This is a genomic window from Blastococcus sp. SYSU D00695 (genome assembly GCF_054050555.1).
The window spans coordinates 71,139-90,814 of record NZ_JBJGZP010000004.1; the positions used below are offsets into that span (position 1 = coordinate 71,139).

The 19,676-nt window shown below is 74.6% G+C and carries 15 protein-coding genes; 12 read left to right on the forward strand and 3 right to left on the reverse strand.

Annotated elements, in window-relative coordinates:
- Positions 1 to 98: 98 nt before the first annotated feature.
- Complete coding sequence (locus ACI781_RS04125; protein WP_456564798.1) at positions 99 to 923, forward strand: hypothetical protein; 825 nt, start codon at positions 99 to 101, stop codon at positions 921 to 923.
- On the opposite strand, the gene ACI781_RS04130 is transcribed toward ACI781_RS04125, so the two are convergent.
- From ACI781_RS04130 to ACI781_RS04140, 3 genes are all read right to left on the reverse strand, one after another.
- A complete protein-coding gene (locus ACI781_RS04130) occupies positions 860 to 1,360 on the reverse strand; it encodes a hypothetical protein (RefSeq protein ID WP_456564799.1) in 501 nt (166 codons plus the stop codon). The two genes, ACI781_RS04125 and ACI781_RS04130, sit on opposite strands and share 64 nt — an antisense overlap.
- The gene (locus tag ACI781_RS04135; protein ID WP_456564800.1) at positions 1,353 to 1,718 is read right to left on the reverse strand and encodes a hypothetical protein; all 366 of its coding nucleotides are present in this window, start codon (positions 1,716 to 1,718) and stop codon (positions 1,353 to 1,355) included. Before ACI781_RS04135 ends, ACI781_RS04130 begins: the two co-directional genes overlap by 8 nt.
- A 96-nt stretch (positions 1,719 to 1,814) precedes the next feature.
- Entirely contained in the window at positions 1,815 to 2,807 is a 993-nt protein-coding gene (locus ACI781_RS04140) for an aldo/keto reductase (protein ID WP_456564801.1), read from the reverse strand.
- 151 nt (positions 2,808 to 2,958) lie between these two features.
- On the opposite strand from ACI781_RS04140, the gene ACI781_RS04145 reads away from it, so the two are divergent.
- The 11 genes from ACI781_RS04145 (at position 2,959) to ACI781_RS04195 (ending at position 19,440) form a co-directional block, all read left to right on the forward strand.
- Positions 2,959 to 4,740 (forward strand): N-acetylglutaminylglutamine amidotransferase, encoded by a 1,782-nt coding sequence (locus ACI781_RS04145; protein ID WP_456564802.1) that lies wholly within the window; start codon positions 2,959 to 2,961, stop codon positions 4,738 to 4,740.
- 16 nt (positions 4,741 to 4,756) lie between these two features.
- The gene (ngg, locus tag ACI781_RS04150) at positions 4,757 to 6,511 is read left to right on the forward strand and encodes an N-acetylglutaminylglutamine synthetase (protein WP_456564803.1); all 1,755 of its coding nucleotides are present in this window, start codon (positions 4,757 to 4,759) and stop codon (positions 6,509 to 6,511) included.
- A 73-nt stretch (positions 6,512 to 6,584) separates the two neighbouring features.
- Positions 6,585 to 6,998 (forward strand): fluoride efflux transporter CrcB, encoded by a 414-nt coding sequence (gene crcB / locus ACI781_RS04155; RefSeq protein ID WP_456564804.1) that lies wholly within the window; start codon positions 6,585 to 6,587, stop codon positions 6,996 to 6,998.
- Complete coding sequence (locus ACI781_RS04160) at positions 6,995 to 7,354, forward strand: fluoride efflux transporter FluC (RefSeq protein ID WP_456564805.1); 360 nt, start codon at positions 6,995 to 6,997, stop codon at positions 7,352 to 7,354. The genes crcB and ACI781_RS04160 overlap by 4 nt, the downstream gene beginning before the upstream one ends.
- A 31-nt stretch (positions 7,355 to 7,385) precedes the next feature.
- Positions 7,386 to 8,816 carry an alpha,alpha-trehalose-phosphate synthase (UDP-forming) gene (locus ACI781_RS04165; protein WP_456564806.1) on the forward strand — a complete coding sequence of 477 codons (1,431 nt, stop codon included), beginning with the start codon at positions 7,386 to 7,388 and terminating at the stop codon, positions 8,814 to 8,816.
- 2 nt (positions 8,817 to 8,818) lie between these two features.
- Positions 8,819 to 9,604 (forward strand): trehalose-phosphatase, encoded by a 786-nt coding sequence (gene otsB / locus ACI781_RS04170; protein WP_456564807.1) that lies wholly within the window; start codon positions 8,819 to 8,821, stop codon positions 9,602 to 9,604.
- 269 nt (positions 9,605 to 9,873) lie between these two features.
- Entirely contained in the window at positions 9,874 to 11,481 is a 1,608-nt protein-coding gene (locus tag ACI781_RS04175; RefSeq protein ID WP_456564808.1) for a methyl-accepting chemotaxis protein, read from the forward strand.
- A 708-nt stretch (positions 11,482 to 12,189) separates the two neighbouring features.
- Entirely contained in the window at positions 12,190 to 13,761 is a 1,572-nt protein-coding gene (locus ACI781_RS04180; RefSeq protein ID WP_456564809.1) for a methyl-accepting chemotaxis protein, read from the forward strand.
- A 133-nt stretch (positions 13,762 to 13,894) separates the two neighbouring features.
- On the forward strand, positions 13,895 to 15,511 hold the full coding sequence (locus ACI781_RS04185; protein WP_456564810.1) for a methyl-accepting chemotaxis protein: 1,617 nt from the start codon (positions 13,895 to 13,897) through the stop codon (positions 15,509 to 15,511).
- A 353-nt stretch (positions 15,512 to 15,864) separates the two neighbouring features.
- Positions 15,865 to 17,490: a methyl-accepting chemotaxis protein gene (locus ACI781_RS04190; RefSeq protein WP_456564811.1), complete on the forward strand. Its 1,626-nt coding sequence runs from the start codon at positions 15,865 to 15,867 to the stop codon at positions 17,488 to 17,490.
- A gap of 336 nt (positions 17,491 to 17,826) precedes the next feature.
- Complete coding sequence (locus ACI781_RS04195) at positions 17,827 to 19,440, forward strand: methyl-accepting chemotaxis protein (RefSeq protein ID WP_456564812.1); 1,614 nt, start codon at positions 17,827 to 17,829, stop codon at positions 19,438 to 19,440.
- Positions 19,441 to 19,676: the final 236 nt, after the last annotated feature.

Genomic DNA, 19,676 nt, shown 5'->3' on the forward strand with positions numbered 1-19,676 from the left:
GGGCGGGCGACGGGCGGGCACGAACGGGGAGGCGCCGGACGTTGCCCTGGTGGCGCCACCGGGGCGGACGGCGCCCGCGCCACCAGGGAGGGACCACCATGGGACTGCTCGACCGCCTCTTCGGTCGCTCGCGCCGTCACGACGACCGATACGACGACCGCTACGACGACCGCTACGAGGCCCCGTACGACGACGGGTACGGCCGGCCGCAGGGCGGTGGGTACGACCGGCCGGCCCCCGCGCAGGGCCAGCAGCTGACCGACCGGCAGGCGCTCGAGCGCTACCGCTACCTGCTGCGGACCGCGCCGCCGGACCAGATCGAGGAGGCCCACGCCGAGGCCTTCGCGCAGCTGACCCCCGACCAGCGGCAGCAGGTGCTGGTGCAGCTGGCCGCCGCCGTCCCCGCCGGGGAACGGCCGCGCACGGACGACCCGCACACGCTGGCCCGCGCGGCCACCCGCGCGGAGGTCCGCCGGCCCGGGACCCTGGAGCGGCTCTTCGGCCCGGGCGCCGGCCACGGCGGTCCGGGCTACGGCGGGCCGGCGTACGGCGGCGGCTACGGGCCGGGCTACGGCGGCGGCTACGGGCCAGGGTATGGCGGCGGGTACGGCGGCGGGTACGGCCGGGGCGGCGGGTTCGGGATGGGCGGCTTCGGCGCCAGCATGCTGGGCACGATCGGTGGCCTCGTGGTGGGCACCGCGGTGGCCGATGCCCTGTTCGACACCGGCCTCGGCGACGGCGGCCTGTTCGGCGGCGGCGACGAGGAGGCCTACGCCGAGGGCTTCCAGGACGGCGCCCAGGCCGACGGCGGGGACTACGGCGACGGCGGCGGGGACTTCGGCGGCGGGTTCGACGGCGGCTACGACGGCGGGGACTTCGGGGGCGGGGACTTCGGGGGTGACTTCGGCGGCGGCGACTTCTGAGCCCGCCCCTGCGCACGCAGGTACAGCAGCCCCAGCACCGGCAGCACCAGCGGCACGTAGCCGTAGCCCTGCCCGAAGCCCGACCACACCGTCTCGTCCGGGAAGGCCGCGGGATCGGCCAGCGACAGCGCGCCGACCACCAGGACCCCGGCCAGCTCGATCGCGCAGGCGACCAGGGCCGTCCGCCGCCCACCCCGGCCGCCGCGCGCCAGCCCGACGGTGGCCAGGACGTAGACCAGCGCGGCGACGGCGGACAGCAGGTACGCCAGCGGGGCCTCGTCGTAGCGGGTGGCCAGCTGCACCGCGGCCCGGGAGCCGGCCGCCAGCGCGAAGACGGCGTACAGCGCCACCAGCACCCGGCCCAGCCCCTCGGCCGGGCCCGGGATGCCGTCCGCGGCGGGGCCCTCGGCCGCCCCGGGGCCGGCCCGCTCAGGCACTGCCGGCCTCCCACAGCTGCAGCAGCCGCCACACCATGACGGCGACGGCGGCGGCCGGCACCGCCAGCACCGTGCCCGCCCAGCGGCTGGTCTCCGTGCGGGAGAACAGCACCCCGGCCGCCGGCAGGAGCAGGGCGCCGGCGAGGTAGCCCAGGAAGGTCGCCGTCTCCGGCAGCTCCGTCGGGCCGGCCAGCCGGACCCCGGCGATCACCGCCTGGACCACCAGCAGCGCCTCCAGGACGCCGGCCAGCCCGAGGTGCAGCAGGCCGATGCGGCGCCGGGCGGCGGTCGAGGCCAGGCCGGCGAGGGCGAGGAGCGCGGCGACCACGGTGGTGACCACGACGAGCGGCGTCGTCACCGGGCCGCTCCGTTCCGCACGTCCCCATCCTCCCCGCCGCTCACGGCGGCCCCGCGCAGGGGCCCGCCGCGGGTCAGGGCGGGGCCGGCAGGAGGCTCAGCGGTGGACGCTCGACATGTCCGGGTAGCGGTCGCCGGCCGTGGCGCCCCGGGGGGCCGCCTCGTCGAGCCGGCGCAGGTCGTCGGCGGTGAGCTCGACGTCGGCCGCCGCGGCGTTCTCCTCCAGGTAGGCCACCCGCTTGGTGCCGGGGATCGGCACGATCGTCGGTCCGTCCTCGCGGCCGCCCTGCGCCATCACCCAGGCCAGGGCCAGCTGCGAGGCCGTCACCCCCTTCTCCTCGGCGATCTCGCGCACCCGGTCGACCAGCTCCAGGTTGCGGGCGAAGTTCGCGCCCTGGAACCGCGGGTTGTGCCGGCGGAAGTCGTCGGGGGCGAGGTCGTCGAGGCTGCGGATCTGCCCGGACAGGAAGCCGCGGCCGATCGGCGAGTAGGCGACGAAGCCGATGCCGAGCTCCGCGCAGGTGGCGAGGACGCCGTCGTCCTCCGGGTCGCGGGTCCACAGCGAGTACTCGGTCTGCACCGCGGTGACCGGCTGCACCGCGTGCGCCCGGCGGATCGTCTCCGGCGCCGCCTCGGAGATGCCGGTGGACCGGACCTTGCCGGCGTCCACCAGCTCGCGCAGGGCGCCCCAGGTGTCCTCGATCGGCACGGTCGTGTCGACCCGGTGCTGGTAGTAGAGGTCGATGACGTCGACGCCCAGCCGTTGCAGCGAGGCGTCGCAGGCCCGGTGGACGTACTCGGGCCGGCCGTTGATGCCGATCCGCGAGCCGTCCTCGCCGCGCTCGTTGCCGAACTTTGTCGCGAGGACCACCTCGTCGCGGCGGCCGGCGATCGCCCGGCCCACCAGCCGCTCGTTGGTGAACGGCCCGTACATGTCCGCGGTGTCGAGGAACGTGACGCCGAGCTCGAGGGCGCGGTGGATCGTCCGCTCGGCCTCCGCCTCGTCCGCCGTCCCGTAGAACTCGCTCATCCCCATGCAGCCCAGGCCCATGGCCGGGACGGTGAGCTGACCCAGAGTGCGTGTCCGCATGGGTGCGCTCCTGCCCGCCGACCGGACCGGGCAACCGCCCGGCCCGCGTCGGGACGGCGGCGCCGGTTCCACGTGGAACCGCCGTGAGTCCGCTCACGACGCGCCGGGCTCACGTCGCCAGGGGCCGCCCGCTCGGGTTGGATCAACCTGCATGTGCGGCCTCTCCGGTGAGCTCAGGTTCGACGGCACCCTCGCCGACACGGACGCCGTGGGGCGGATGGTCGGCCAGCTGGTGCCCCGCGGCCCCGACGGCCAGGGCATGTGGAGCGCGGGCCGGGTGGCCTTCGGGCACCGCCGGCTCTCGGTCATCGACCTGTCCGCGGCCGGGGGCCAGCCGATGGTCGACAACGAGCTGGGCCTGACCGCCGTCTTCAACGGCTGCATCTACGACTACCAGGAGCTGCGCGCCGAGCTCGAGGGCCACGGCTACCGCTTCTTCTCCACCTCCGACACCGAGGTGATCCTCAAGGGCTACCACCACTGGGGTCCCGACGTCGTCGACCACCTGCACGGCATGTTCGCGTTCGCGATCCACGAGCGCGACAGCGGCCGGGTGGTGCTGGCCCGCGACCGGCTGGGCATCAAGCCGCTCTATCTCGCCGAGACGCCGGGCCGGCTGCGGTTCGCCTCCACCCTCCCGGCGCTGCTGCGCGCCGGCGGTGTGGACACCTCCATCGACCCGGTCGCGCTGCACCACTACCTCACCTGGCACGCCGTCGTCCCGGCGCCGCGGACGATCCTCACCGGCGTCCGCAAGCTCCCCCCGGCCACCGTCCGGGTCATCGAGGCCGACGGGACCAGCCGCGAGCACCGCTACTGGGCGCCGCGGTACGAGCGCCGCGCCGAGCACGCGAGCTGGTCGGCCCGCGACTGGGAGGACGCGATCGAGGAGGCGCTGCGGGTCGCCGTCCGCCGCCGGCTGGTGGCCGACATCCCGGTCGGGGTGCTGCTGTCGGGCGGGCTGGACTCCAGCCTCATCGTCGGCCTGCTGGCCGAGGAGGGGCAGACGGGGCTGTCCACCTACTCCATCGGCTTCGAGTCCGTCGGCGGCCGGGAGGGGGACGAGTTCCAGTACTCCGATGTGATCGCCGAGCGGTTCGCCACCGACCACCACCGCATCCGGGTGGGCTCCGACGAGCTGGCCGGCGCGCTCGGCCACGCCGTCGGCGCCATGGCCGAGCCGATGGTCAGCCACGACGTCGTCGCCTTCGACCTGCTGTCGGAGCGGGTCAGCCAGTCGATCCGGGTGGTGCAGTCCGGGCAGGGCGCCGACGAGGTCTTCGCCGGCTACCACTGGTACCCGCCGCTGGCCGGCGTCCCGCGCGGCGAGGCCGTCGACCGCTACTCCGCCGCGTTCTCCGACCGCACCCACGCCGACCTGCTGCGCGTGGTCACCGACCGGTACGGCCTCGACGCGGACGTCAGCCGCGCCTTCGTCGCCGACCACATGGGGGCCGACGGCGCGGAGACCGCCGTGGACGCCGCGCTGCGGCTGGACACCGAGGTGATGCTCGTCGACGACCCGGTCAAGCGGGTGGACAACATGAGCATGGCCTGGGGCCTGGAGGCCCGGGTGCCCTTCCTCGACCACGACCTCGTCGAGCTCGCGGCCGCCTGCCCGCCGGAGCTCAAGCTGGCCGACGGCGGCAAGGGCGTGCTCAAGGCCATCGGCCGCCGGATCATCCCGTCGGAGGTCATCGACCGGCCCAAGGGCTACTTCCCGGTGCCGGCGATCACCCACCTCGAGGGCAAGGTCCTGGGCCTGGTCCGCGACGCGCTGACCAGCGACGCCGCCCGGGACCGGGGCCTGTTCCGGCCCGACTACGTGGCCGGCCTGCTCCGCGACCCCAACGGCGACCTCACGCCGCTGCGGGGCAACAAGCTGTGGCAGCTCGGGCTGCTCGAGCTCTGGCTGCAGGACCACGGGGTCTGACGAAGGGATCCCCACCGTGACTCCCCGGCTGGCCGGCCACCGGCGCCGCACCGTCCCCTCCACCCCCGAGCTGACCAGCCGGTCCTGGCACGAGCCCTCCGCCCGCGACCTGGCGGGCATGGCCGAGGACGTCGTCCTCGACCTCGGCTGGGGCCGGCTCGTCTTCGGGCAGACCTTCCGCGAGCTCGACGGCCTCGTGCACGTGCTGCGCGCCGAGGAGTCCGGCCGGCGCGACATCTGCGTCTACCCGCGCGACCCGCAGGTCCTGGTCGGGATGGCGCCTGACGAGCTGTTCATCGACCCGTCGCTGACCTACCGCCTGGACCTGCACCGCTACCGCCCGCGGCCCGACGTCATCCGCGGCGTCTTCGTGCGGACGGTGACCTCCTCGGCGGAGATGGAGGTCATCGACGACCTGTACGCCCGCAACGGGATGGTCGTCGCCGACCCCGCGCTGATGTGGGCCAACCACCGCACCCGCACCTTCACCTACCTGGTCGCCGAGGACACCCGCACGGGCAAGGTCGTCGGCACGGTCACCGGCGTCGACCACGTGCTGGCCTTCGGCGACCCGGAGGGCGGCACGAGCCTGTGGTGCCTGGTGGCCGACAAGCAGGACGCCCCGCCCGGCACCGGTGAGGCGCTGGTGCGGGTGCTGGCCGAGCGCTACGCCGCCCGCGGCCGGGCCTACCTGGACCTGTCGGTCATGCACGACAACACGCCGGCGATCACGCTCTACCGCAAGCTGGGGTTCACCCGCGTCCCCGCCGTCTGCGTGAAGAGCAAGAACCCGATCAACACGCCGCTGTTCGCGTCCCGGCCGCCGGGCCTGGACCGGCTGAACCCCTACGCCACGATCATCGCCGAGGAGGCGCTGCGCCGCGGCATCCGCGTCGAGGTGACCGACGCCGACTGGGGCGAGATGCGCCTGACGCTCGGCGGCCGCTCGGTGCTCACCCGCGAGTCGCTGTCGGAGTTCACCAGTGCGGTGGCCATGAGCCGCTGCGACGACAAGCGGGTCACCCGGCGGATCATGCGCCGCGCCGGGGTGCGGGTGGCCCGGGGCGCGCTGGCCACCGACGGGGACCTCGACGAGGCCCGCGCGCTGCTGCGCGACGTCGCCGAGGTCGTCGTCAAACCCGCCCGGGGCGAGCAGGGCCGGGGCATCACCGTCGGGGTCCGCGACGACGCCGGCCTGGAGCGCGCCGTGGGGCTGGCGCTGCAGTTCTGCCCCGACGTGCTCGTCGAGGAGCTCGCACCCGGGGACGACCTGCGGGTCGTCGTCATCGACCGGCAGGTGGTCGCCGCCGCGGTGCGGCGCCCCGCCGAGGTGATCGGCGACGGCCGGCACGACGTCACCGCGCTGGTGCGCAGCACCAGCCGGCGCCGGGAGCGCGCCACCGGCGGGGAGTCCAGCATCCCGCTGGACGACACGACGGCCGAGGTGGTGGCCGAGTCCGGCTACGCCATGGACGACGTCCCCCCGCGCGGGGAGCGCGTCCAGGTCCGGCGGACGGCGAACCTGCACACCGGCGGCACGATCGAGGACGTCACCGACCGGCTGCACCCCGACATCGCGGAGGCGGCGGTGCGCGCGGCCGAGGCGCTGGGCATCCCGGTGACCGGCATCGACTTCCTGGTGCCCGCCGTCGACGGTCCCGACTACGTGTTCATCGAGGCCAACGAGCGCCCGGGCCTGGCCAACCACGAGCCGCAACCGACCGCCGAGCGCTTCGTCGACCTGCTGTTCCCCGAGACCCGCCGCCGCTGAGCCGGCGCCCCGCCGCCGCGCTCGGGCCGGGTCGCTGCGAGGGCGCCGGGCGCCGCGCGGGCAGACTCTGCCCGTGCTGTACGTCTGGGCCGCGGTGGGCGGGGCGCTGGGCGCGCTGGCCCGCTGGGGCCTCTCGGTCGCCGTGCCCTCCTCCCCCACCGGCTGGCCGTGGGCGACGCTGCTGGCCAACCTCACCGGCTGCCTGCTGCTCGGCGTCCTGCTCGGCGCCGTGTTCGCCCGGTTCCCCGACCGCGCCTGGCCGCGGCCGCTGCTCGGCACCGGGGTGTGCGGCGGGTACACGACGTACTCGACCTTCGCCGTGGACGTCGTCCGGCTGGTCGACGACGGCGCGGCCGCGGTCGCCGCCGGCTACGTCGTCGCCTCCGTGGTCGGCGGGGTGCTCGCGTCGGCGGCCGGGGTGTGGCTCGGCCGTCGCGGCGGCGTGCCGGTCGCCGCGGTGGCGGCCGCGGAGCGGGAGATCGCGTGACCGGGCTGCTCGTCGTGCTGGGCGCCGTCGCGGGGGCGCCGCTGCGGCTGCTCGCCGACCGGGTCGCCACCGCCCGGCGCGGCCCCGGCAGCGTGGCCGGCACCCTCTCCGTCAACGTCGCCGGGGCGCTGGTGCTGGGCGTGCTGCTCGGCGTCCAGGGCGCGCCGGCCTGGCTGGTGGCGCTGGTCGGCACCGGCTTCTGCGGCACCCTGACGACCTTCTCGACCCTCGGTGCGGACGTCGTCCGGCTGGTCGAGGAGCGGGCCGTCGGCCGGGCGGCGGCCTACCTGGCGGCGACGCTGGTCCTCGGGCTCGGCGCCGCCGCGGCCGGGTTCGTGGTGGCCGCCGCCGTCTGACCGGCTGCGGATCGGTAGGGTCTCGTCCGGTATGGCCGACACCCCGGAGCACCAGACGCGGCAGCACCCGGCGCGGGCGGAGAGCCCGGTGGTCGTCGTGGCCAACCGCCTCCCTGTCGACCAGGTCACCGACCCCGACGGCAGCACCCGCTGGCAGCGCAGCCCCGGTGGCCTGGTGACCGCGCTGGAGCCGTTCGTCGCCGGGCGGGGCGGGGCGTGGGTCGGCTGGTCGGGCTCCGCCGGGCCGGCCCCGGAGCCCTTCGAGTCGGGCGGGATGTCGCTCATCCCCGTCGAGCTCTCCGAGGACGAGGTCGACCGCTACTACGAGGGCATGTCCAACGCCTCGCTGTGGCCGCTGTACCACGACGTGGTGGCCAAGCCCGAGTACCACCGCACCTGGTGGGACACCTACGTGCAGGTCAACAAGCGGTTCGCCGACCGTGCCGCCGAGGTGGCCGGCGAGGGCGCGATCGTCTGGGTGCACGACTACCAGCTGCAGCTGGTGCCGGCGATGCTCCGGCAGCGCCGCCCGGACCTGACCATCGGCTTCTTCCTGCACATCCCCTTCCCGCCCTTCGAGCTGTTCACCCAGCTCCCCTGGCGGTCGGCGATCGTCGAGGGCCTGCTCGGCGCCGACCTGGTCGGCTTCCAGCTGCCCAGCGCGGCCAGCAACTTCGTGCAGCTCGCCCGCCGCCTGCACGACCTGCCGACCCGCCGGCACGAGATCGAGTACGACGGCCGCACGGTGACGGCGCGGGCGTTCCCGATCTCCATCGACGTCGAGTCGTTCGACCGGCTGGCCAGCTCTCCCGAGGTCGTCGCCCGGGCCGCGGAGATCCGCTCCGAGCTGGGGAAGCCGGACAAGATCATCCTGGGCGTCGACCGGCTGGACTACACCAAGGGCATCGCCGTCCGGCTCAACGCCTTCCAGGAGCTGCTGGAGGACGGCGCCGTCGAGGCCCCCTCCACGGTGTTCGTGCAGGTGGCCACGCCCAGCCGCGAGCGGGTCGAGCACTACGTGCACATGCGCGAGACCATCGAGCAGCAGGTCGGCCACATCAACGGCATCTTCGGCACGCTGGGCGGGCCGGCGGTGCACTACATCAACCAGTCGGTGCCCCGCGAGGAGCTGGTCGCGCTGTACCGCGCCGCCGACGTCATGCTCGTGACGCCCTACCGCGACGGCATGAACCTGGTGGCCAAGGAGTACGTCGCCGCCCGCGGGGACCTCGGCGGCGCGCTGGTGCTGTCGGAGTTCGCCGGGGCCGCGGCCGAGCTCAAGCAGGCGTTCCACGTGAACCCGCACGACATCGCCGGCGTGAAGAACCAGCTGCTGCGCGCGCTGCGGATCGAGCGCGACGACAGCGCCAAGCGGATGCGGGCCATGCGCCGCCACCTGTTCCGCAACGACCTGGAGCACTGGGCCTCGTCGTTCTTCGAGGCCCTGAAGGCGCAGGTCTGACGATGCCCTCCCCGTCCCGGTCCTCGCCGTCCCAGCCCTCCCCCGACCTCGGCCTGGGCGCCGTCCTCCCCCGGCTCGCCGCGAGCCGGCCGCTGCTGGTGGCCAGTGACTACGACGGCGTGCTGGCGCGGCTGCGCGACGACCCGTCGGCCGCCGTCCCCGAGCCCGGCGCCGCCGAGGTGCTGGCCCGCCTGGCCGCCCACGACGGCGTCACCGTCGCCCTGGTCAGCGGCCGCGGCCTCGACGACCTGCAGCGGACCAGCGGGTTCACCGGCGACCTGCGCCTGGTGGGCAGCCACGGGGCGGAGTTCGACGGGCCGGTCGCGGCCGAGCTGGCCGGCCACCGCGACGCCCTCGCCGGCCGGCTGGCGCCGCTGGTCGAGGCCACCCCCGGGGCCCGCCTGGAGGTCAAGCCGGCCAGCGTGGCGGTGCACGTGCGGCAGGTCCGCGACCGGGAGGCCGCGGCGGCGTTGCTGGCGCGCGCGGACGAGCTCACCGGCGCCGAGGTGACCCGCAAGCCGGGCAAGGACGTGCTGGAGCTGGCGCTCACCGACGCGGACAAGGGCAGCGCGGTGCGCCGGCTGCGCGCCGAGACCGGAGCGGCCGCGGTGGTCTACCTCGGCGACGACGTGACCGACGAGGACGTCTTCGCCGTCCTCGGCGACGGCGACCTCGGCGTGAAGGTCGGGGACGGGCCGACCCGGGCGACCACCCGCGTGGCCGACCCGGAGGGCGCGCTGGCGTTCCTGGCGGCGCTCGACGCCGCGCTGGCGGGCCACGCCGGCTGACAGGGCCGGGCTCCGGGGACGTGACCACCCCGCCGGGTCGACCCGGCGGTCGCTCCCCCGCTCCCCCGCCGCTGCGCTGACCTGCGCGGAGCCGTGCGCCCCCCTCCCCTGACGTCCGGTGCCGCATCGACACGTCGACCACCCCGGGGGCGGTGACCCTCGGGTCGCGCGGCAGTTCCGTCACTGACGGCGTGGGACGCCTGTGACGGGTGTCGTCACCACCCACCCTGGCGCCGCACCTCAGTCCGTCCGCCATCCCGGGAGCGCCCGTGTCCACTGCCGCCCACCGCCCGTCGCCGGGCCGCTCGGCCGGCTGGTTCGCCGACCGGCCCCTGGTGGTCAAGTTCGGCGTCCTGGTAGCCGCCGTCGTCCTCGCCCTGGGCGGCCTCCTGACCGTGGTGCTCGCAGGGAACGGCACGGTGCGCGAGGCGACCGACCGCCTGCAGGACCTGGCCGACGCCGAGACGCTGGTCCTCCAGCTCGACACCCGCGCCAGCGAGCTCAAGGTCGACGGGTTCAAGGCGCTCGTCCGGGACGTGCCGGCCGAGCAGCTGCCCGAGCTGGCCGACGACATCGCCACCCCCGAGGAGCTGCTCGAGCGCCTCGGCGGCATCCCGCTCACCGGCGAGCCGGCCACGGCGGTCGGCGCCCTGGAGTCCGGCTTCGCCGCCTACACCGACGCCATCCGGGCCTTCGTCGAGGGGGCGGTCGCCGACCAGGCGGGCAGCCGCGCCCGCTGGGAGGACATCCAGGCGGCCAACGACCTGACCGACAGCGCCGTGGGCACCGCCAAGGACAGCCTCGCCGCCGCGCGCGCCTCGGCGGAGGAGACGCTGCAGGCGGCGGTGTCGCGCGCAGAGGGGCTGAGCATCGCCGTGGCCGCCGGCGCGCTGGCCGTCGTCCTCGTCCTCAGCTGGCTGATCCTGCGGTCGGTCACCCGGCCCGTGCAGCGGGTGCAGGCCGCCCTGCAGGCCCTGGCCGGGGGTGACCTCACGGTCTCCTCGGGGGTCTCCTCGCGCGACGAGGTCGGCCAGATGGCCGCCGCGCTGGAGGCCGCGCAGGCGAGCCTGCGCGAGGTGCTGGCGGGGGTCGCGGCGTCGGCCGACGCCGTGGCCGCCTCGTCGGAGGAGCTGTCGGCGTCCTCGGCGCAGATCTCGGCGTCGGCCGAGGAGACCTCGGCACAGTCCGGCGTGGTGTCGGCGGCGGCGGAGGAGGTGTCGCGCAGCGTCGCGACCGTGGCCGCCGGCGCCGACGAGATGGGCGCCTCCATCCGCGAGATCTCCCAGAACGCGGCCGAGGCGTCGGAGGTCGCGATGCGGGCGGTGACCGCGGCGGAGACGACGACGGCGACGGTGGCCCGGCTGGGCGAGTCGTCGGTGGAGATCGGCAACGTGGTGAAGGTGATCACCTCGATCGCCGAGCAGACGAACCTGCTGGCGCTCAACGCCACGATCGAGGCGGCGCGCGCGGGTGAGGCGGGCAAGGGCTTCGCGGTCGTCGCCAACGAGGTGAAGGAGCTCGCGCAGGAGACCGCGAAGGCGACCGAGGACATCGCCCGCCGGGTGCAGGCCATCCAGGGCGACACCACCGCCGCGGTCAGCGCCATCGAGGAGATCAGCACCATCGTCGCCCAGATCAGCGACCGGCAGACGACCATCGCCTCGGCGGTGGAGGAGCAGACCGCGACGACCAGCGAGATGTCGCGGTCGGTGGCCGAGGCCGCCGGGGGCTCGGGTCAGATCGCCGAGAACATCACCAGCGTGTCCACCGCGGCCGAGACGACGACGCAGGCGCTGACCCAGACCCGGGTGGCGGTCGACGAGCTGTCCCGGATGGCCGCCGACCTGCGCGGGTCGGTGCAGCGCTTCACCTACTGAGCGGGCGGCCCGGACCACGCCCCTCCGCCCGGTGCACGAGCGCGCTCCGGCACCGGGCGGGGAGCGTGCGGTCGTCCCCGTGCAGAAGCGCGGTCGTGCCCGCGCAGGAGTGCCGTTCCGGCCGGTCCTCGTCCATTCGGCGTCGAATGGTCCGGAGCGGACGGTCCGGATCGACGGGGCGCACGCCGGCGCGCTGTCGCCGAGCCATTTCCGGAACTCCCGTGGACACGCGGTCGCAATTCTCGTGCACGTCCCGTTCTCGCGCCGCGTCATCTCTCTCGCGCATCGCATCCGCAGCACGCTCGGCAGAGCCCGGAGACGGATGGGCGCCTCCGCCGAGGTGGCTGTGCACCGCCGAGCACCGCCCCTCCCCCGGCGTTCCCGCTCCCTCGCTCCCCCTGTGTCGCCGGGCCGAACGGCCCGCTGCGCCGGTCATCGCATCACCGGCGACGCCTTGTCGACAACGCAGAGAATGGTCGTCGGAATCGCGCCGACAGATTGTCGACTTCGTGTCCGAACCGTTGTGGAGAGAGGTTCCGCGACACGCCGGGACTACCGAATACACGACCATTTCCGGGGCCTATGTTCGGCGCCGTGCCGACTTCCCCGGCACGCGGCCCGGACGAACTGGGGGCCGTTCTCCACGAACGTGAACGGAAGTGTGCGGTGGCAACGAGCGGTGGCGGCGGCCTACGGGTCCTGAGGAACATGTCGGTCTCGCGCAAGATCCTGGCGTCGGTCTCGGTGGCCGTCGTCGCCGGCGTCTCGGCGGGCGTCGTCGGCGTCGTCTCCCTGGACTCGGCGGCCGACGCGGCCCAGCAGAGCTTCGAGCGCAGCACCCGCGCGCTGGTCGAGGTGGAGGAGATGCGGGCGCAGTTCCTGCAGATGCAGCTCAGCCAGATGCGCTCCTACGTCGCAGAGCTCACGAGCGGTGTCGACGTCGAGAAGCACGCCGCCGCGTCCACCGCTGCGGGCGTGGCCGTGAGCGACGCGGCCGAGCGCTACCTCGGCACCGACCCGACCGCCGGCCAGCGGGAGACCGCCGGACACCTCAACGAGACGTACGCGGCGTGGAGCGACCTGAACGACCAGGTCGAGGCCGCCTCCCGGGCCGGCGACACCGCGACGATGAACGCCACCTACGAGCAGGCCCAGGAGCTCCTGCCCACCATCGGCGCCGACATCGACGCGCTGCTCACCTCCGAGACCGACGAGGCCGCCGTGGCCGCCGACGACGTCGCCGACACCGCCTTCCGCGCGCGCACCACCCTCATCGCGGTGATGGTCGGCGGTGCCCTCGTGGCCCTGGCGCTGGGCTGGGCCGTGGCCCGCGGGATCCGGCGCTCCCTGCTGTCGGTGCAGTCCGTGGCCGAGGGCATCGCCGCCGGTGACCTGACCCGCACCACCGGCATCGACCAGCAGGACGAGCTGGGCCGGACCGCTGCCGCGCTGGACGCCGCGCAGGTCGAGCTGCGCTCGGTCATGGCCTCGGTGGTCACCTCCGCCGACGCCGTCGCCGCCTCGTCGCAGGAGCTGGCGACGTCGTCGGCGCAGATCTCGGCGTCGGCGAACGAGACGTCGGCGCAGTCGGGCATCGTCGCCGGCGCGGCCGAGGAGGTCAGCCGCAACGTGCAGACCGTCGCCGCGGGCGCCGAGCAGATGGGCGCCTCCATCCGGGAGATCGCCACGAACGCCGCCGAGGCCAGCGAGGTCGCCGCCCGTGCCGTGACCGCGGCGGAGACGACGACGGCGACCGTGGCGAAGCTGGGCGAGTCGTCGGCGGAGATCGGCAACGTCGTCAAGGTGATCACCTCGATCGCGGAGCAGACGAACCTGCTGGCGCTCAACGCCACGATCGAGGCCGCCCGGGCCGGGGAGGCGGGCAAGGGCTTCGCCGTCGTCGCCAACGAGGTGAAGGAGCTGGCCCAGGAGACGGCCAAGGCGACGGAGGACATCGCCCGCCGGGTGCAGGCCATCCAGGGCGACACCACCGCCGCGGTGACCGCCATCGGGGAGATCTCGCAGATCGTCGCCCAGATCTCCGACCGGCAGACCACCATCGCCTCGGCGGTGGAGGAGCAGACCGCGACCACCAACGAGATGAGCCGCTCGGTGGCCGAGGCGGCGCAGGGGTCGGGGCAGATCGCCGACAACATCACCGGCGTCTCCACCGCCGCGGTCTCCACGACGCAGGCGCTGACCCAGACGCAGGCCGCCGTCGACGAGCTCTCCGCCATGGCCGCCGGCCTCCGCTCGACCGTCGCCCGGTTCACCTACTGACCGGCGTCCCGCTCCCCCCGCCCGTGTGCGGGGGGAGCGGGACGGCACCCCTCGCACCACCTCCCGCACCACCCCCCTCGCACCGCCGGCTCGCGCACCGCCTCCTCCCCTCCCCCAGACCCCGGAGACCGCGATGACCCTCCCGACGTCCCCCGCTCCCGGCCGGCGGCACTGGTGGGGTGACCGCAGCGTGCGGACCAAGGTGCTCGGCACCGTCGCCGTCGGTGCGGTCGTCACCGGCACCGTCGGCCTGATGGGACTGCAGGCGCTCGGCTCCGCGTCGGACGCGGCCGACCGGCTCCACGAGCGCAACCTGCGCAGCGTGTCCGCGGCCGGCGAGATGGACGTCCTCATCGGCGACATGCGCACGAACCTCCGCGACACGATCCTCGGTGCCGACCCGCAGGCCAGCATGGCCGCGATCGGCACCCTCGCCGACGACTTCCGGGCCGCCGCCGACCGCTACCTGGCGACCACGGACGGCGGCGCCGACAAGGAGGCGGCGGTCGCGGACCTGCTGACGGGCCTCGACGCCTACGAGACGTTCCAGCGCGACGTCCTGGTGCCGCTGGCCCAGGTGGAGGACTACACCAACTGGATCCAGCTCAACGCCGAGCAGGGCGCCCCTCTCGGCCAGGTCCTGCAGGACGGCGTCCGCGAGCTGCGCGAGCACGAGTCCGCCGAGGCCGAGACCGTGGCCGCCGACATCCGGGCCGACTACGAGTCCCAGCGCACGGCGTCGCTGCTGCTCATGGTCGCCGGCATCGCGGTCACCCTCGGCCTGGGCGCCTGGATCGCCCGGGGCATCGCGCGCCAGGCGGCGCGGGTGGGCGAGGTGACGGCGGCGCTGTCGCGGGGCGACCTGACCGTCCGCAGCGGGCTGGACACCCGTGACGAGCTCGGGAGCATGGGGCAGGCGCTGGACGCCGCCGTCGTGGACCTGCAGGCCGTGATGGCCGGCGTGGTGTCCGCGGCGGACGCGGTGGCGGCGTCGACGGAGGAGCTCTCGGCGTCCTCGGCGCAGATCTCGGCCGCGGCCGAGGAGACGTTCGCGCAGTCCGGTGTCGTCTCGGGCGCGGCGGAGGAGGTCAGCCGCAGCGTGCAGACGGTGGCGGCGGGTGCGGAGCAGATGGGCGCGTCGATCCGGGAGATCGCGACGAACGCGACCGAGGCCAGCGACGTGGCCGCGCGTGCGGTGACCGCGGCGGAGACGACGACGGCGACGGTGGCGAAGCTGGGGGAGTCGTCGGTGGAGATCGGCAACGTGGTGAAGGTGATCACGAGCATCGCGGAGCAGACGAACCTGCTGGCGCTGAACGCCACCATCGAGGCCGCCCGCGCCGGGGAGGCGGGCAAGGGCTTCGCGGTCGTCGCCAACGAGGTCAAGGAGCTCGCGCAGGAGACCGCGAAGGCGACCGAGGACATCGCGCGGCGGGTGCAGGCGATCCAGGGGGACACGACGGCGGCGGTGGCGGCGATCGGGGAGATCAGCTCGATCGTCGCGCAGATCTCCGACCGGCAGACCACGATCGCCTCGGCGGTGGAGGAGCAGACGGCGACCACCAACGAGATGGCGCGTTCGGTGCAGGAGGCGGCCGGCGGCACCGGTCAGATCGCCACCAACATCACCAGCGTCTCGGCGGCGGCGGACTCCACCACCCAGGCGCTGACGCAGACGCGGACCGCCGTCGACGAGCTGTCCCGGATGGCCGCGGACCTGCGCACCACGGTGGGCCGCTTCACCTACTGACCGGACGACGGGGCAGGACCCCACTCCGGCCCGGCGCAGAACCGCACTCCTGCACCGGGCGAGAGCGAGGACGAGGGCGCGGGACCGGCATCCGGTCCCGCGCCCTCCGTGCGTCGACGGGGTGATCGCTACCGGTGGGCACTGTCGTGTCGACCTCGCAGCGAATGGTCGTCGACGCCATTGTCGCTCGTGTCGACATGGCGTCCCGAAATGTGTTCCCCCGTTCCGGACGATTTCGTTCCGACGCGCCGCGGAAATGCGGGCCGACGCCTTCTCGTCGGCGATCCTGTTCCGCGCACGCGGACTGCTCCGCGCGTTCTTCCCGACACTGCTCCACCGCTCGGAGGCCGCACATGAACGACCCGACCACTCCCCGGCAGCCGGCCGGACCCCACTGGTGGGGAGACCGCAGCGTGAAGACGAAGGTGCTCGGCACGGTCGCCGTCGGTGCCGTCGTCACGGCCACGGTCGGGGTGATGGGGCTGCAGTCCCTCAGCGCGGCGGCCGACTCGGCCAACGCGCTCTACCGGGACAACTTCGTGGGCTCCGTCCAGGCGGGTGTCATGGACGGCGTCCTCGGCGACATGCGCGTGGAGGCGCGGGACGCGATCATCGCGCCCACGTCGGCCCAGGCGCAGGAGGTGCTGGACGAGGCCATGGGGCTGCGCGAGGACTTCGCCGCGGCCGTGGACGCCTACGTCGCCAGCGGCGTGAGCCCCGAGGGCCGAGCCCTGCTCGACGAGATCGAGACCGGTTTCGCGAGCTACGTCGACGTCCAGGACCGCGTGCTGGCCCCGCTGGCCGTGGCCACCGACACCGCGGGCTGGTACGTGGCCAACGAGGAACAGAGCGGACCCATCGCCCGGGCGCTCAACCAGGACCTCGCCGCCCTCGTCCAGCTCGAGGCGGAGCGCGGCGAGGCGGCCGCTGCCCACATCCGCGCCCAGTACGACTCCCAGCGCACCCTCGTCATCGTCCTGATGCTCGCCGGCATGGCCCTCGCCGCGGGCCTGGGCTTCTGGATCGCCCGGGGGATCGCGCGCCAGGCGGCGCGGGTGGGCGAGGTGACGGCGGCGCTGTCGCGGGGTGACCTGACCGTCCGCAGCGGGCTGGACACCCGTGACGAGCTCGGGACGATGGGGCAGGCGCTGGACGCCGCCGTGGTGGACCTGCAGGCCGTGATGGCCGGCGTGGTGGGCGCGGCGGATGCGGTGGCGGCGTCGTCGGAGGAGCTGTCGGCGTCGTCGGCGCAGATCTCGGCGTCGGCGGAGGAGACCTCCGCCCAGTCCGGCGTGGTCGCCGGCGCGGCCGAGGAGGTCAGCCGCAGCGTGCAGACGGTGGCGGCGGGTGCGGAGCAGATGGGCGCGTCGATCCGGGAGATCGCCACGAACGCGGCCGAGGCCTCCGATGTGGCCTCCCGTGCGGTCGCGGCCGCGGAGACGACCACCGCGACGGTGGCCAAGCTCGGGGACTCCTCGGCGGAGATCGGCAACGTGGTGAAGGTGATCACGAGCATCGCGGAGCAGACGAACCTGCTGGCGCTGAACGCCACCATCGAGGCCGCCCGCGCCGGGGAGGCGGGCAAGGGCTTCGCGGTCGTCGCCAACGAGGTCAAGGAGCTCGCGCAGGAGACGGCGAAGGCGACCGAGGACATCGCGCGGCGGGTGCAGGCGATCCAGGGCGACACGACGGCGGCGGTGGCGGCGATCGGGGAGATCAGCTCGATCGTCGCGCAGATCTCCGACCGGCAGACCACGATCGCCTCGGCGGTGGAGGAGCAGACCGCGACCACCAACGAGATGGCCCGGTCGGTGGCCGAGGCGGCGCAGGGGTCGGGTCAGATCGCCGACAACATCACCGGGGTCTCCACCGCCGCGGACTCCACGACCCAGGCGCTGACCCAGACGCGGACCGCCGTCGACGAGCTGTCCCGGATGGCCGCCGACCTGCGCACCACGGTCGGCCGCTTCACCTACTGACCGGACGCCGGGGCGCAACCGCGCCCCGGCGCCGGTCGAGATCGAGGACGAGGGCGCGGGGCCGACCACGGTCCCGCGCCCTCGCCGTTCTCGGAGATCTCCTCGAGAAGTGTCCGCGGAGTCGCTCGGTCGACGGTCACCGACCATTCCGTGTCGACTTGCCGATCGCGTCGACCCGGTCGTGCGGAATGGCGTTCTAGAACGGTCTCCCAGTCGGGAGAAAAGCCGCGCGGCGCGCCCGTTGCTGCGCAGTCCGGGCAATTCCCCTGACTTATCGTCTGCGCCGTCAGTGGCCCGGGGTGGGAGATTCCGGGAGCTGCTCGCCGAGGAGTAGGAATGTCCAACCGCATCACCCGCCCGGGTCGCTGGCTGCGCGACACCGGGGTCACCACCAAGGTCCTGGCGAGCGTCGGGCTCGCCGTCGCCGTCGGCGTCGGCGTCGGTGTCACCGGCCTCACGAGCCTCGGCGCTGCGGCGGACCGGACCACGCACCTCTACGAGCAGAACACCGTCGGCGCGGAGCTCGCCCAGGAGGCGCGCTACCAGTACGCCGCGTTCCGGCTGGGCGCCGACGCGGTGCAGAGCGCCACGACCGACGCGGCCCGCGAGCAGGCGATCGCCGACCGCGACGCCGCCCGCGACGCGCTGGCGGAGACCACGGGCTACGCCGCGGACCTGGCCGACGACGGCAGCGCGTACGCGACCCTGGCCGACCAGGCGGCCGCCGACGTCCAGCAGTACTCGGACGTGACCGAGCAGCTGGACGCCCTGGCGGCCGCCGGCGACTTCGCCCAGCTCGGCCAGGTGGTGCAGACGCAGGCCTCGCCGCTGGCGGAGAAGCTGCTGGAGGACCTCGAGGCGCTGGCCGCCCGCGCGAACGACGACGCCGCGCAGAGCGCCCGCGCGGCCCAGGACGCCTACACCGACACCCGGACCATGCTCATCGCCCTCCTGGTGGCCGGCGCGCTGCTGGCGACGGGCGTCGGCGTCGTCGTCGCCTTCGCCATCCGCCGCGGCCTGGTGGCCGTCCAGCGCGTGGCGGAGGGCCTCGCGGCCGGCGACCTCACCCAGCGGTCGGGTGTCGACCAGGCCGACGAGGTCGGCCGCATGGCGCGCGCCATCGACGAGGCGCAGGACAGCCTGCGCGAGGTGATGGCCGCGGTGGTCGCCTCCGCGGACGCGGTGGCGGCGTCGTCGGAGGAGCTGTCGGCGTCGTCGGCGCAGATCTCGGCGTCGGCGGGGGAGACCTCGGCGCAGTCGGGTGTCGTGGCCGGTGCCGCGGAGGAGGTGTCGCGCAGCGTGCAGACGGTCGCCGCGGGCGCGGAGCAGATGGGCGCCTCGATCCGGGAGATCGCGACGAACGCGGCCGAGGCCAGCGACGTCGCCTCGCGCGCCGTGACCGCGGCGGAGCGGACCACCGCGACGGTGGCCAAGCTCGGCGACTCCTCGGCGGAGATCGGCAACGTCGTCAAGGTCATCACCTCGATCGCGGAGCAGACGAACCTGCTGGCGCTCAACGCCACCATCGAGGCTGCCCGGGCCGGTGAGGCGGGCAAGGGCTTCGCCGTCGTGGCCAACGAGGTCAAGGAGCTGGCCCAGGAGACGGCGAAGGCGACGGAGGACATCGCCCGCCGGGTCGAGGCCATCCAGGCCGACACCGGCTCCGCCGTGACCGCGATCAGCGAGATCTCGGAGATCGTCGCCCAGATCTCCGACCGGCAGACCACCATCGCCTCGGCGGTGGAGGAGCAGACCGCGACGACGAACGAGATGGCGCGCTCGGTGCAGGAGGCGGCCGGCGGTACCGGGCAGATCGCCACCAACATCACCAGCGTCTCGGCGGCGGCGGACTCGACGACGCAGGCGCTGACGCAGACGCGGACCGCCGTCGACGAGCTGTCCCGGATGGCCGCCGACCTGCGCACCTCGGTGAGCCGGTTCACGTACTGACCGACGCCCGGGGCAGGACCGCCGTCCTGCCCCGGGCGGGAGTGCGGTTCTGCACGGGAGTGCAGTCCTGCGCGGACGTCGGACCGCGCCCCCGCACGGACACGACGGGACGAGGGCGCTGCACCGCTGTGCCGGTCCCGTGCCCTCGCCATTCCCGACGAGCGCCGGGCGAACTGCCCGCACCATTCGTGACCGCCTCCGGAATGGGGACGAGTCGACTCGGCAGGGACGGTCAC